The following is a 13,428-nucleotide window of genomic DNA, read 5'->3' on the forward strand; positions in this document are numbered from 1 at the left end:
AACCTTACATCATGCCGCCCATTCCACCCATGCCGCCCATGTCAGGCATAGCTGGTTTTTCTTCAGGGATTTCGGCAATCATGCAGTCGGTCGTCAGCATCAGGCCGGCGATAGACGCGGCGTGTTGCAGCGCGGAACGGGTTACTTTGGCAGGGTCGAGTACGCCCATTTCGATCATGTCGCCGTATTCGCCGGAGCCTGCGTTGTAACCGTAGTTGCCTTTGCCTTCCAGCACTTTGTTCACCACTACGCTAGGCTCGCCGCCTGCGTTGGCAACGATTTGGCGCAGCGGAGACTCAACGGCACGCAAGACGATTTGTACGCCTGCGTCTTGGTCGGCATTGCCGGTGTGCAGGTTTTCCAAAGCGGCACGGGCGCGCAACAGGGCTACGCCGCCGCCTGCAACCACGCCTTCTTCAACGGCTGCACGGGTAGCGTGCAGCGCGTCTTCCACGCGGTCTTTTTTCTCTTTCATTTCGACTTCGGTAGCGGCACCGACTTTGATCACTGCCACGCCGCCTGCCAGTTTGGCAACGCGCTCTTGCAGTTTTTCTTTGTCGTAATCGCTGGTTGCGGTTTCGATTTGTTGGCGGATTTCGGCAACACGCGCTTCGATTTGGGCTGCGTCGCCAAAGCCGTCGATGATGGTGGTGTTTTCTTTACCGATTTCGATGCGTTTGGCTTGACCCAAGTCTTCCAAAGTGGCTTTTTCCAAAGACAGGCCGACTTCTTCGGCAATCACGGTGCCGCCGGTCAGAATGGCGATGTCTTGCAACATGGCTTTGCGGCGGTCGCCGAAGCCGGGGGCTTTCACGGCAACGGTTTTCAGGATGCCGCGGATGTTGTTCACAACCAAAGTCGCCAAGGCTTCGCCTTCTACGTCTTCAGCGATGATCAACAGCGGACGGCTGGCTTTTGCTACTTGTTCCAAAACAGGCAGCAGGTCGCGGATGTTGCTGATTTTTTTGTCGAACAGCAATACAAACGGATTGTCCAGCGCGGCGATTTGTTTTTCTGCGTCGTTGATGAAGTAAGGGGACAGGTAGCCGCGGTCGAACTGCATACCTTCGACGACATCCAATTCGTTTTCCAAAGATTTGCCGTCTTCAACGGTAATCACGCCTTCTTTGCCGACTTTTTCCATCGCTTCGGCAATAATCGCGCCGACTTGTTCGTCGGAGTTGGCGGAAATCGAGCCGACTTGGGCGATTTCTTTGGAAGTATCGCAAGGTTTGGCGATGTTTTTCAGCTCTTCAACCAAAGCGGCGACGGCTTTGTCGATACCGCGTTTCAGGTCGGTCGGGTTCATGCCGGCGGTCACGTATTTCATGCCTTCGGCTACGATGGCTTGCGCCAGTACGGTGGCGGTAGTCGTACCGTCGCCCGCTACGTCGTTGGTTTTGGACGCCACTTCTTTCACCATTTGCGCGCCCATGTTTTCGAATTTGTCTTTCAATTCGATTTCTTTAGCGACGGTAACGCCGTCTTTGGTGATGTGCGGGCCGCCGAATGCGCGGTCAACCACTACGTTGCGACCTTTAGGACCCAAAGTTACGCGGACGGCGTTTGCCAGAGTGTTCACGCCGCTGACCATTTTTTGGCGGACTTCGTTACCGAACTGTACGTCTTTTGCTGCCATATTTTGATTCTCCTAATTTATTTAATACATTTGATTCTGTCTGAGGTCGTCTGAAAACCTTGTATGCCTTTTCAGACGACCTGTCGTTTTGAATGCACGGAATGCTTATTCCACAATCCCGAAAATGTCTTCTTCGCGCATTACCAACAGCTCTTCGCCGTCGGCTTTTACGGTTTGGCCGCTGTATTTGCCGAAAATGACTTTGTCGCCGACTTTGACATCCAGCGGACGGCGGTTGCCGTCTTTACCGATTTTGCCTGCGCCCACGGCGATCACTTCGCCCATGTCGGGTTTTTCAGCGGCTGCGCCCGGCAAGACGATGCCTGATGCGGTTTTCTCTTCAGCTTCCAAGCGTTTGACGACGACGCGGTCGTGTAAAGGACGGATGGTCATGTTTTATGCTCCGATAAATAGTTTGAAAACAATCATCTGCCTTTATCCGGCAGATGCGGTTTGAAAAAGATGGCGGCAAGTTCATCAAAAAACTTGCCTGAACACAGCGGCAAATTAGGGTTCGGCGCGATAAATTCAAGGGAAGAAGCAAAAATTTTCCGCTTAAGGTCGTCTGAAAACGGGCATAACAGGTTGCACACTATCCCCGCCCTACTTTCAAGGCTGAGCAAGCAGGCAGACATTTTCAGACGACCTTTTACAGTCGGCAAACTTCAAATGGTTCAATCAACAAAAGCCAGACACTATTGGCGCAAACATAAACACGCCTTTACAAAATAGCATCTTATCTTTAAAATAAATAGAAATCATTATTAATAATGAATTTAACCAAAGAACTGAAACTTGCCCCCAACAAAGGAAATTTACATGACCTCACCCCTGTTCCGCTTCAGCTTGCTCTCCCTAACACTCGCCGCCGGTTTTGCCCACGCGGAAAACGAAGCGAAAGAAAGCGTTACCCTTGATACCGTTACCGTCAAAGGTCAGGCTACAAGCGCCACACACCGTGTAACGACAAAACGTATGGAAGAAACGACTTCCACTGATTTAAAAGACGTATTGTTCAACGAACCCTCTATCAGTTTCGGCGGCGGCAACGGTCAGTCGCAATGGGTAACCATCCGAGGCATGGGACAAGACCAAATAGACTATAAAGTTGACGATACATACACCGACAGCCAGATTTTCCACCACAACGGCCGCTTTATGCTTGACCCCGCATTGGTAAAAGTCGTTGCCGTGCAAAAAGGTACGGGTTCGGCCTCAGCAGGTATCGGCGCAACCAGCGGCGCGATTGTTGCCGAAACGGTTGAAGCTAAGGATTTGCTGAGAGAAGGCCAAAACGTCGGTTTCAAAGTCAATGCCGGTATCAGCAGCAATAAAGGCTATTCGCGCGGCGCAAGCGTTTATGGTCAGGCAGGCGGTTTTGACGCTTTGGTTTCAGGAAATTTCGTACGCGACAAAGAATACACGGCAGGCAAAGGCTACCGTAATCTGCTCGGAAGCGATAAGGTTTTGAACAGTGCATTGGGTTCGCGCGGCTTGCTGGGCAAAATCGGCTATCGCTTCAATGAAGACAACCGTATTGAATTGAGCCACCGCCAAGAGAAACAATATGGGGAGCGCGCTCTGCGCGAGGAGTTTGATTTCTCACAAGTATTCCAAACCGACCGCCGCACGGGTCAATACATTTTGGATGCCAACGGCAACCGTATTCCGAATACCGCCAACAACTCGCCACGTTACCGCACGCTGACCCAAGACACCACCAACTTGGAATTCAAAGGCGGAAACTTGGGCTTTATCGAAAAAATCAAAGCCAATGTTTACCGCTTGAATACAAAACGCGACGAAGCCCCCAATCCCAATTATGAATTGGACGGTGAAGTACGGACATACGGAGCCAACCTGAATCTCGACAGCCGTCTATTTGACCGCCACACCTTAAAATACGGCTTAAACTGGCGTACTCAAAAAAGCAGCTCAAACGGAGAAGGCGGCGAGAAGAAAAACGATGCAGGCGCATATGTTGAAGGTATTTGGGATTTCTCACCGGTTACGCTGACCACAGGTTTGCGCTATGACCGTTGGAAAATGAAAACCAGCAGCAAAACAGAAAATTCAGACGGCAACTTCAATCCAAGCATCGGGTTGGTTTATGATATTTCTCCCGAATTCTCTATCAACACCAGCCTGAACTATGCAACCCGCAGCCCCCGCCTGTACGAAGCAGCTTTAGCAAACAACAGGCCGATTGTTGCATCGCCTGACTTGAAAGCAGAACGCTCGCGAAATGCAGAAATCGGCTTTAACTACCACTGGAATTCTGCCCTAACACTGTCCGGCAGCTACTTCCACCAACAAATCAAAGATGTGCAAGCCATCCGCCAAGAAGGGCGAAACTACGTCTGGTATAACGGCGGCAAGCTGAAAAACAGAGGTTACGAACTGAACGCCGCCTACCGTTGGAAAGGTCTGACCGCCCGCGCAGGCGTAGCTTACAGCAGACCGAAGTTGAACGGAGATACCGCTGACATCGTGACAACCGCTATCCCGATGGGACGTACATGGACGACAGGTCTGTCGTACCAATTCGACAATCCGAACCTGGAAATCGGCTGGCGCGGACGTTATGTCCAAAATGCAGGCTATGCTCCGACCTCGCGTGGCTCTGACGTAGCTCTGAATGTTGTCCGTGCAGGCTACGGCATCAACGATATATTTGCCAACTGGAAGCCGACAGGCAAAGATGATCTAAACGTCAACTTCGCCGTCAACAATGTCTTTGATAAAAACTACAAGCCGCACAGCCAGCGTGCAGGTGCCAGCTCCCTGCCTGAACCAGGCCGCGATATCCGCCTGAGCGTAAACTACCGCTTCTAAACATTGCGTAAAAGCAAAGACGTCGTCTGAAAAATTTTTGCTATTTTCAGACGACGTCTCTTTGTTTGGAAAACCGTGTTTACCGGAAGACTGTTTGTTCAAATGTCCCTTTGGATAGCCTTGTCGCGTTCCGCTTCGATTGAATGAATATATTGCATCAGCGTTTGAATAAAAACGGCCAAATCACGCTGCCACGAATGGCGGTTGGTTTTAGTGAAATACAGCGATATTTCGGGTTGCTCCATCAGATAGCAACCGAAGCTCTCGTGCAACGGTACGATACGGATATCGTTCACATTATAAAAAGCAATGGTCATTGGTAGCGTGAAATAGGGATGTGACAGCGTCCACATGGCAGGGAAGGCGGGGCTGTCATCTTCAGAAGCAACAGTTAAATCATGGTTATACAGGGCGTTGCGCAGGTCTGTGATGTGCTTTTTCATGTTTTTATTTTTCATTCTATTTGGAAAAATGCTTGAACAAAGCGGGTGATGTTTGCCCGATTTACTGCTTGCAGCACAACGACTGCTTCGTTTTTCAAAAAACCGACTGAGTCAGATTCATCGGCACGGGTTTGGTTGAGGCGACACAAATCGTAGAAGGTAAAAACAAAATTTTGCCCATTGATACATAATGGAAAATCCAATAGACAGCCTTTGTTCTCGGCTTCAAATTCGGCAAGATCATCAAACCATTCAGGAAATGTGATGTGCATGAGTTTCCTTTTAAAATCGTATGAAAAGTCCGTTTCGTTAGAATGACTTTCAAAAGGTCTTTTCAGACGACCTCAAAGCTACCTAAAAAGCCAAATACTTCAATTCTCACAGATGACGCGCAAGTCCAACCTCTATTTGAAATGCAATAGACAATAAAAAATCCTGCATATTGCCATGCAGGATTTTTTATTTGGGGTGGCTGATGGGGCTCGAACCCACGACAACTGGAATCACAATCCAGGGCTCTACCAACTGAGCTACAGCCACCATTAACTTTTGGCACGCCCGACAGGAATCGAACCTGTAACCCCCGACTTAGAAGGTCGGTGCTCTATCCGGTTGAGCTACGGGCGCTCATGCCGATTCGTGCTGAATTTTTTGTGTGGTCGGGGCGGTGGGATTCGAACTCACGACCCTCTGCTCCCAAAGCAGATGCGCTAACCGGGCTGCGCTACGCCCCGACTGAAGAATGGGAATATACAGATACGCTGAAATCCTGTCAATCCAATTTGAGATCATTTTTCTTTTTTCTAAATTATCTATTTATTTTTATTTAAAATTTAATTTTTCGCCTACTTCATACTGGGTGTAATGCCGTTCAAAAATACAGTTTCGGTTTTTGCTGTTATCCGACTGCCAAATCATTTTAAAAATGCGATAATTGCGTTTGCTATTTATTGATAACCAAATGGAAATTTCATGACAGCCCAATTGATTGACGGTAAAAAAATATCGCAGGAGCGTTTGCAGCTGGTATCCGCTGCGGTAGCCAAGCGGCTTGAATCTGGATTGCGCGCGCCTTGTTTGGCCGTGGTGTTGGTCGGTGACAATCCTGCCAGTGCCGTATATGTCCGCAACAAGAAATCGGCATGCCAAAAATGCGGCATCAGGTCATTGTCTTATGAGCTGCCAGCGTCGACTTCTCAGGAAGACTTGCTGAAGCTGATTGATGAATTGAACGGGAACGCGGAAGTAGACGGTATTTTGGTGCAGCTCCCGCTTCCTGAAGGCTTAGACAGTCAGGCTGTTTTGGAACGTATCCATCCGGACAAAGATGTGGACGGCTTCCATCCTTATAACGTGGGTCGTTTGGTGGTAAAAATGCCGCTGATGCGCCCTTGTACGCCCAAGGGTGTGATGACGCTGCTGGAGGCTTACGGCATCGATCCGAAAGGCAAGAAGGCGGTGGTTGTCGGGGCATCGAATATTGTCGGACGCCCGCAGGCATTGGAGCTGCTGCTTGCCCGCGCCACGGTAACGATTTGCCACAGTGCGACGGAAAACTTGGATAAGGAAGTTGGGGCTGCCGATATTGTGGTGGTAGGCGTCGGGATTCCCAATTTTGTCAAAGGGGAATGGATTAAACCCGGCGCAGTGGTGATTGATGTCGGGATTAACCGTTTGGAAGATGGCAGCCTGTGCGGCGATGTGGAATTTGATGTGGCAAAAGAACGGGCGGGCATGATTACCCCGGTACCCGGCGGGGTCGGTCCGATGACGATTGCTACTTTATTGGAAAATACTTTACATGCTGCGACACTGCATGACTAAACCACTGTAAACGGACACGATACGGCAGGCGGCAGATTGGTGGCTTCACTTTCAACCACTGGAAAACATTATTCGATGTGGCGGAACATGCCTAAAGTCAATCTGTCCAGCCCTGCCAAATCTTGTTGCGTACTGACTTCGACAAAGCCGTTTGCCGTCAAAATCTGCCGCACTGCTGCGCCTTGGTTGTAACCATGTTCCAGCAGCAGCCATCCGCCCTCTTTCAAAAATTCCGGCGCGCGCTGCGCCAGCTCTCGAATACAGGTCAAGCCGTCGGCAAAATCTGTCAACGCCGTTTGCGGCTCGAATCTCAAATCCCCTTGGCTCAAATGCTCGTCGCCGGCTTCGATATAAGGCGGATTGGAAACAATGACATCGAAGCGGTGCTTGTCTTCAGACGACGTCTTATCCGTCTCAAACCACGAACCCAATGCAAACTCGACCCTTGCGCCCAGATTTTCCGCGTTTTTACGGGCAATCGCCAACGCTCCGCCACTGATATCGGAAGCGCGCACTGCCGCATCCGTTCTTTCCAACGCCACTGTCACGGCAACCGCCCCGCTGCCCGTTCCCAAATCCCAAACCTGTCCGTTTGCAGGAAGATGCCCGATAACCGCCTCCACCAAATGCTCGGTTTCGGGACGGGGAATCAACACGTCGGGACCGACTTCAAACCATCGTCCGTAAAACTCCCGTCCGCCTAAAATATACGCCATCGGCTCGCCTTTCAGACGACGTGCCTGCAGGATATCCAGTTGCGCGGCTACTGCTTCCGGCAGCGGATCGGCGCCTTGCGTGACCAACTGCACACGGCTATAACCGCCTGCATGTTGTAGCAACATACGGGCTTCGAGTCTCGGCAACTGCGAATGGCGCAGCCATTGGTCTAAGGTCATGTCGTGTTTGTCCTGAGTTTGTACGGGTAACGGTGAGGGGTCCTGTTTATCTTAATCTTTGCGCGGCGGCCAATAGACGTCTTCTTTTTTGACGATACCGCGTTTGAGGATATCGGCAGCAAGAGCAGCGGTGTCGGGTGGATTTTGGTAGAACGCCGCGTCTTCTTTACTCATTGCGGAGTAGATGCCTTTCCAGTGGGTTTTAGCTGGAGGAAGGGGGAGGACTTCGTCTAGGCGCGGGAAGGTATAGAAGGGGTTGCCGCTTTTGGTGCCTGTGCCTTTTAAAGCAACTTTTAATTCTTTATAAGCCGCTTCTCGGATGGGGTCTGCATGAATATCGGAGAAATTCTTCATAAGTTCTTTATTTTTAGCAAAAACCATTTCTAGATTTAAGGCAGCGTCACCACCTCCTTCACCACCGTGGCGCACTGCGCTATGCATCAGTAACAGTGATTCTTTTAAGTTACCGTGACGAATTTCCTTAACCATGGATAATTCTTCCATAGCAGCCGAAAAACCCTGTCTAGCTGCGCAATCAAGCAGCAGTTCGCGCGTGTTGTAATCTTTAAATCGTTTATCGTAAATCCGTGCCAATTCATATTGTGCCAGTGGTACGCCCAAATCCACCGCCTTTTGCAGGTAGGCAAGAGCGAGTTTAGGGTTATAGCGATAGCCCGCATTGCCTTCATACAGCGCGTCAAACAGCCAGTAGTTTGCCATTGCCCAATTTTTGTCTAAACCATAGTGCAGCCATTTGCGGGCGCGACTGGGTTGGGGAGCATACAAAGTACCGCTTGCCCCTTGTCCGTTGGTATAAAGTAAATAAAGGTTGTTAATTGCCTGATAGTGCCCCTTTGACGCTGCTGCTTCGTACAGGGTAATCATATCCTGAGCCTGCCGCGTATTCTTGCGCCAACCTTCAGCATGAATCAGAGTGGCGGCACGATACCAGAGATGGGATTCAGCATCGGGCGGGGACGGCGGCGTCCAAGTAGTGCAGGTGTATTCGGTACGCTTCGAGTCAAAGGCTTTGGGTGCTGGATGGGTCTGGGTGTAATCGCGGTCGGATTGGGACGGCGAAACCGAACCGCAGGAAGCCAGCAGGGGGATAAGCAGGGCGATGAAAGTGAGTTTTTTCATGGTATGTGTTGATTGTGTTTGTGTTGAGGTTGTCTGAAACTGGAAATCAGGTTTCAGACGACCTTTTTTAAATGTTGTGTCTTGATTCCACTTACAACCCGTGATCTTCGGGAGGCTCGGGAGGGCGTGGCGACCAGTAAACTTCTTCTTTTTTGACAATGCCGCGTTTAAGGATGTCGGCGGCTAAGGCTGCGGTGTCAGGCGGATTTTGATAGAACGCTGCGTCTTCCTTGCTCATTGCGGAGTAGATGCCTTTCCAATGGGTTTTGGCGGGTGGCAGGGGAAGGACTTCGTCTAGGCGCGGGAAGGTGTAGAAGGGGTTGCCGCTTTTGGTGCCTGTGCCCATAAGGGCTTTTTCCAACTCGGCATAAGCTGCCTCTCGAACAGGATTGGAGGGGGTGGCAGCAAATTGATACATAAGCTCCTTATCCTTAGCATAAACCATTGTTAGCTTTAAGGCGGCTTCTCCTCCTCCTTCACCACCATGGCGCACTGCATTATGCATTAATTGCAAGGATTCTTTTAGGTTGCCGCGTATTGAATATATCACACCTAATCTGTTCATTGCGGTAGAAAACCCTTGCTTCGCCGCACAGCTCAATAACAATTCTCGAACCTTTTTATTATTAAACTGTTTATCATAAATTAAAGACAACTCATACTGCGCCAGTGGCACACCCAAATCCACCGCCTTTTGCAAATAGGCAAGACCAAGTTGCGGATTACGGCGATAGCCCGCATTGCCTTCATACAGCGCATCAAACAGCCAATAGTTTGCCATCGCCCAGTTTTTGTCCAGACCGTAGTGCAGCCATTTACGGGATCGGTTGTGCAAGGGGTTGTACATGATGCCGGTCGAACCTTGCACATGGGTGTAGAGCAGGTAAAGGTTGTTGATTGCCTGATAATGCCCCCTCGACGCCGCGGCTTCGTACAAGACAATCATGTCCTGAAATTCCTGTTTGTTCATACGCCAGTCTTTGGCATCCAGTAGTGTGGCGGCACGATACCAGAGATGGGATTCGGCATCGGGCGGGGACGGCGGCGTCCAAGTCGCGCAGGTGTATTCGGTGCGCTTCGAGTCAAAGGCTTTGGGTGCGGGATGGGTCTGGGTGTAATCGCGGTCGGATTGGGAAAGTGAAACCGAACCGCAGGAAGCCAGCAGGGGGATAAGCAGGGCGATGAAAGTGAGTTTGTTCATGGCATGTGTTGATGATGTTTGTGTTGAGGTCGTCTGAAACTGGAAATCAGGTTTCAGACGACCTTTTTTAAATGTTGTGTCTTGATTCCAATTACAGCCCGTGATCTTCGGGAGGTTCGGGAGGGCGTGGCGACCAGTAAACCTCTTCTTTTTTGACGATGCCGCGTTTGAGGATATCAGCGGCAAGAGCAGCGGTGTCGGGTGGATTTTGGTAGAACGCCGCGTCTTCTTTGCTCATTGCGGAGTAGATGCCTTTCCAGTTGGTTTTGGCAGGCGGCAGGGGCAGGACTTCGTCTAGGCGCGGGAAGGTGTAGAAAATATTGCCGCTGGTAGTATCCGTACCTTGAAGTGCTACATATAGTTCATGATAGGCTGCTATTCGAACGGGGTCGGCAGGGATAGCGGAAAATTCCTGCATAAAACCTTTTGACTCCCCAAAAACGTCCGTCAATAGTAACGCGGATTCTCCCCCTTTTTCACCTCCGTACCGTACGGCATTGTGCATCAGTAACAGGGATTCATTTAATTTTCCGTCAATCCACTTGAAAGTAGATAACTCGTCCATTGCCGCTGAAAACCCCTGCTTGGCAGCACACTCAAGCAACACTCGAGCGGTTTTTGAATCTTTGAGCTTTATATTGTAAATCCGTGCCAATTCATACTGCGCCAACGGGACACCCAATTCCACCGCCTTCTGCAGGTAGGCAAGGCCGAGTTTCGGGTCGTAATAACCTGCATGACCGTCATACAAGGAGTCAAACAGCCAGTAGTATGCTATTGCCCAATCCTTCTCCAAGCCATAATGCAACCATTTGCGGGCGCGGTCAGGACGTTGGTCAAACAAATCCCCCATCGCACCTTGGGTGCCGGTGTAGAGCAGATAGAGATTGTTGATGGCACGGTAATGTCCGCGACTTGCCGCCGCTTCGTACAGAATCACCATATCCTGCAACTCTTGCGCGGTTCTGCGCCACTTTTGGGCATGAAGTAAGGTTGCCGCCCGATACCATTGCTCGGCTTCGGCATCAGTGTCGGACGGCGGCGTCCAAGTAGCGCAGGTGTATTGGGTGCGGTTGGGATCGAATGCTTTGGGTGCGGGATGGGTGCGGGTGTAATCGCGGTCGGGCATGCTGGGAGATGCCGAACCGCAGGAAACCAGCAGGGGGATAAGTATGGCGATGAAAGTGAGTTTTTTCATGGTATGTGTTGATTGTGTTTGTGTTGAGGTCGTCTGAAAACGGATTTCGGATTTCAGACGACCTCTTTATGGGTTTCAACCTATCCTTTTAAACGGCGGCAGGCTGGCTAGTAATTGTTGGCCGTATCGCTGCGTTTTGACGCGGTTGTCGAGAATGGTCACGCGACCGTAGTCTTGTTCGGTGCGGATGAGGCGGCCGACGGCTTGGATGAGTTTGATGCCGGCTTCGGGGACGGTGATTTCGATAAAGGGATTGCCGCCGCGCTGTTCTATCCAGCGGTTTTGGGTTTTTTCGATGGGGTTGTCGGGCATGGCGAAGGGGAGTTTGGCGATGATGACTTGCACGCAGGCGGTGCCGGGCAGGTCGAGTCCTTCGGCGAAGCTGTCGAGTCCGAAGATGATGCTGGCTTTGCCTTCTTCTATGGCTTGGTGGTGTTTTTGCAGGAGGACGGCTTTGGGTAATTCGCCTTGTACGAGCAAGAGCGGCAGGTAGTCTTCGGGCAGGCGCAGGGCGACATCCTGCATTTGTTTGCGCGAGGAAAACAGGACGAGCGTGCCGATGGCTTCGGTGGGCGAAATGAGCTTGGGCAGCCATTCGACAATGGCGGCGGTGTGCGCGGCGGGGTCTTTGGGACTGGCGTGCACGGGCGGGATGTAGAGTTCGCCTTGCGCGTCGAAATCAAACGGGCTTTCTAGGGCGAGGGTGGTGGTTTCGGGCAGCCATTGCAGTCCGGTTTGGCGCAGGATGAGGTTGAAGCTGCCCAAGGATTGCAGGGTGGCGGAAGTCAACACTGCGCCTGCCGCGCGCCGCCACAGGCTGTTGGCGAGGTGGGACGCGCTGCTGATGGGGCTGGCGTTGAAAATGTAGTCGTTTTTGTCGTCGGCGCGGCGGGTTATCCATTTCGCCAGCGGTTCTTCGCCCTCGAGCGGGACGGTGGAGAGCAAGTCCCATGTGGCGGTAATTTGTTCGATGCGGGCGCGGAATACGCCGAATTCGGTACTCAGGCGGTCGATTTGCGCGCTGTTTTGGTCTTTGTCGCGGCGGGCGGCGGACAATGCGTCGCTGAGGCTGTTGATGTGTTTGTAGAGGCTGCGGGCGGCGATGGCGGTGTTGGAAACGGTGGTTTCGAGGCCTTCGGGGATTTTGCCGTCTTCCCACAGCCAAGTCGGTTCGCTATTGGTCCGTCTGTCGTTTTCAGACGACCCCAAGCCCAAAGACGGCTCTTCGGCGAGGTGGAACTGCCATTCGTGCAGGCTTTCGAGCAGCGCGGAGGTGGCTTCGTCGGCAAGGTTCGCCAACTCGCCTTTGTCGGTGAGCGTGGCGATTTTGCTGGTAACCTGCGGCAGTTTTTCCAACGCCCACACGGCTTGGTTCCACGAATGCTCGGCGGCAAACTGGCTGAGTGCTTTCTTGGGCAGGTGGTGCGCTTCGTCGATGCAGTAGAAGCTGTTTTCAGGGTCGGGCAAAATCACGCCGCCGCCCATGCTGATGTCGACCATCAGCAAATCGTGGTTGGTTACGACGACATCGACGGTTTCCAGCGTGTCGCGGGCAAGGTAAAACGGGCATTCCGGGCGGTTGGGACAGGCGGTTTTGAGGCAGCCGTAGTTGTCGTTGTTCACTTTCATCCAGATGGTGTCGTCGATTTTTTCCGGCCAAGTGTCGCGGTCGCCGTTGAAACGACGGGCGAAAAATTCGTCGGCGATGTCGCGCAGCAGCTTCAATTCTTCGGGCTTGGGTTTGCTGTCCCACAACACGGCGGGGGCTTCGAAGCCGAGCAGGTTTTGCTGGGCGTTGCTTTGCGTGAGTTGGTAGAGTTTGTAGGGGCAGAGATAGCGGCCGCGCCCTTTGGCAAGCGCGAAGGTCAGTTCCAAACCGCTTTTTTCGACCAGAAACGGAAGGTCGCGGTCAACCAGCTGCTCCTGCAAAGCAACCGTTGCGCTGCTCACAATCAGCCGCTTGCCGCGCGTCTGCGCCATAATGCCGCCCGCCAGCAGGTAGGCAAGCGATTTGCCCACGCCGGTCGGCCCTTCGATCACGGCAATGCTCTCGCCCTCGCGCTTGGACGGCTCGCCGCCTTCTTCGCGCGTCAACGTCCGCGAAAAAGCGTTGGCAACCGCCGCAATCATTTCCCGCTGCGAAGCGCGCGGACGGAAACCGGGCAGGTTTTTGCCGATATTTTGGTAATGGTCGCGGATGGCGTTTTTTTCTAAATCGGTGAGCATCGAGGTCGTCTGAAAAGGTGGATTTG

General features: G+C 51.9%; 11 protein-coding genes and 3 tRNA genes. 2 read left to right on the forward strand and 12 right to left on the reverse strand.

What is annotated here, in order from left to right; translation table 11 throughout:
• Positions 1-4: 4 nt before the first annotated feature.
• Complete coding sequence (groL, locus tag MON40_RS00110) at positions 5-1,639, reverse strand: chaperonin GroEL (protein ID WP_003744506.1); 1,635 nt, start codon at positions 1,637-1,639, stop codon at positions 5-7.
• Positions 1,640-1,744: 105 nt separating this feature from the next.
• Positions 1,745-2,032, reverse strand: coding sequence for a co-chaperone GroES (groES, locus tag MON40_RS00115; RefSeq protein WP_003755668.1), 288 nt, complete (start codon positions 2,030-2,032; stop codon positions 1,745-1,747).
• A 426-nt stretch (positions 2,033-2,458) separates the two neighbouring features.
• On the opposite strand from groES, the gene MON40_RS00120 reads away from it, so the two are divergent.
• Entirely contained in the window at positions 2,459-4,474 is a 2,016-nt protein-coding gene (locus tag MON40_RS00120; protein WP_003779524.1) for a TonB-dependent receptor domain-containing protein, read from the forward strand.
• A 98-nt stretch (positions 4,475-4,572) separates the two neighbouring features.
• On the opposite strand, the gene MON40_RS00125 is transcribed toward MON40_RS00120, so the two are convergent.
• The 5 genes from MON40_RS00125 to MON40_RS00145 all read right to left on the reverse strand — a co-directional run bounded on the left by MON40_RS00125 (position 4,573) and on the right by MON40_RS00145 (position 5,651).
• The gene (locus MON40_RS00125; protein WP_242925949.1) at positions 4,573-4,917 is read right to left on the reverse strand and encodes a hypothetical protein; all 345 of its coding nucleotides are present in this window, start codon (positions 4,915-4,917) and stop codon (positions 4,573-4,575) included.
• Positions 4,918-4,928: 11 nt separating this feature from the next.
• On the reverse strand, positions 4,929-5,189 hold the full coding sequence (locus tag MON40_RS00130; protein WP_003779526.1) for a hypothetical protein: 261 nt from the start codon (positions 5,187-5,189) through the stop codon (positions 4,929-4,931).
• A gap of 192 nt (positions 5,190-5,381) precedes the next feature.
• Positions 5,382-5,457, reverse strand: a tRNA-His gene (locus tag MON40_RS00135).
• 10 nt (positions 5,458-5,467) lie between these two features.
• Positions 5,468-5,544, reverse strand: a tRNA-Arg gene (locus MON40_RS00140).
• Between the two features lie 29 nt (positions 5,545-5,573).
• Positions 5,574-5,651, reverse strand: a tRNA-Pro gene (locus MON40_RS00145).
• Between the two features lie 238 nt (positions 5,652-5,889).
• On the opposite strand from MON40_RS00145, the gene folD reads away from it, so the two are divergent.
• On the forward strand, positions 5,890-6,741 hold the full coding sequence (folD, locus tag MON40_RS00150) for a bifunctional methylenetetrahydrofolate dehydrogenase/methenyltetrahydrofolate cyclohydrolase FolD (protein WP_003755680.1): 852 nt from the start codon (positions 5,890-5,892) through the stop codon (positions 6,739-6,741).
• Between the two features lie 68 nt (positions 6,742-6,809).
• Here the strand turns inward: folD and prmC are convergent, their stop codons facing one another.
• The 5 genes from prmC to dinG all read right to left on the reverse strand — a co-directional run bounded on the left by prmC (position 6,810) and on the right by dinG (position 13,402).
• Positions 6,810-7,637, reverse strand: a complete 828-nt coding sequence (gene prmC / locus MON40_RS00155; RefSeq protein WP_003779528.1) for a peptide chain release factor N(5)-glutamine methyltransferase — start codon at positions 7,635-7,637, stop codon at positions 6,810-6,812.
• 51 nt (positions 7,638-7,688) lie between these two features.
• Positions 7,689-8,777 carry a tetratricopeptide repeat protein gene (locus MON40_RS00160; protein WP_003779529.1) on the reverse strand — a complete coding sequence of 363 codons (1,089 nt, stop codon included), beginning with the start codon at positions 8,775-8,777 and terminating at the stop codon, positions 7,689-7,691.
• A gap of 91 nt (positions 8,778-8,868) precedes the next feature.
• The gene (locus tag MON40_RS00165) at positions 8,869-9,978 is read right to left on the reverse strand and encodes a tetratricopeptide repeat protein (RefSeq protein WP_003779530.1); all 1,110 of its coding nucleotides are present in this window, start codon (positions 9,976-9,978) and stop codon (positions 8,869-8,871) included.
• 91 nt (positions 9,979-10,069) lie between these two features.
• A complete protein-coding gene (locus MON40_RS00170; RefSeq protein WP_003779532.1) occupies positions 10,070-11,176 on the reverse strand; it encodes a tetratricopeptide repeat protein in 1,107 nt (368 codons plus the stop codon).
• Between the two features lie 75 nt (positions 11,177-11,251).
• Positions 11,252-13,402, reverse strand: a complete 2,151-nt coding sequence (gene dinG / locus MON40_RS00175; protein ID WP_242925950.1) for an ATP-dependent DNA helicase DinG — start codon at positions 13,400-13,402, stop codon at positions 11,252-11,254.
• Positions 13,403-13,428: the final 26 nt, after the last annotated feature.

It is taken from the genome of Neisseria macacae ATCC 33926 (genome assembly GCF_022749495.1).
Taxonomy (GTDB): domain Bacteria; phylum Pseudomonadota; class Gammaproteobacteria; order Burkholderiales; family Neisseriaceae; genus Neisseria; species Neisseria macacae.

Excerpts from the sequence above, each read along its gene's own strand:
- groL (WP_003744506.1), bottom strand. The coding sequence starts at position 1,639 with ATGGCAGCAAAAGACGTACAGTTCGGTAACGAAGTCCGCCAAAAAATG.
- groES (WP_003755668.1), bottom strand. The coding sequence starts at position 2,032 with ATGACCATCCGTCCTTTACACGACCGCGTCGTCGTCAAACGCTTGGAA.
- MON40_RS00120 (WP_003779524.1), top strand. The coding sequence starts at position 2,459 with ATGACCTCACCCCTGTTCCGCTTCAGCTTGCTCTCCCTAACACTCGCC.
- MON40_RS00125 (WP_242925949.1), bottom strand. The coding sequence starts at position 4,917 with ATGAAAAAGCACATCACAGACCTGCGCAACGCCCTGTATAACCATGAT.
- MON40_RS00130 (WP_003779526.1), bottom strand. The coding sequence starts at position 5,189 with ATGCACATCACATTTCCTGAATGGTTTGATGATCTTGCCGAATTTGAA.
- folD (WP_003755680.1), top strand. The coding sequence starts at position 5,890 with ATGACAGCCCAATTGATTGACGGTAAAAAAATATCGCAGGAGCGTTTG.
- prmC (WP_003779528.1), bottom strand. The coding sequence starts at position 7,637 with ATGACCTTAGACCAATGGCTGCGCCATTCGCAGTTGCCGAGACTCGAA.
- MON40_RS00160 (WP_003779529.1), bottom strand. The coding sequence starts at position 8,777 with ATGAAAAAACTCACTTTCATCGCCCTGCTTATCCCCCTGCTGGCTTCC.
- MON40_RS00165 (WP_003779530.1), bottom strand. The coding sequence starts at position 9,978 with ATGAACAAACTCACTTTCATCGCCCTGCTTATCCCCCTGCTGGCTTCC.
- MON40_RS00170 (WP_003779532.1), bottom strand. The coding sequence starts at position 11,176 with ATGAAAAAACTCACTTTCATCGCCATACTTATCCCCCTGCTGGTTTCC.
- dinG (WP_242925950.1), bottom strand. The coding sequence starts at position 13,402 with ATGCTCACCGATTTAGAAAAAAACGCCATCCGCGACCATTACCAAAAT.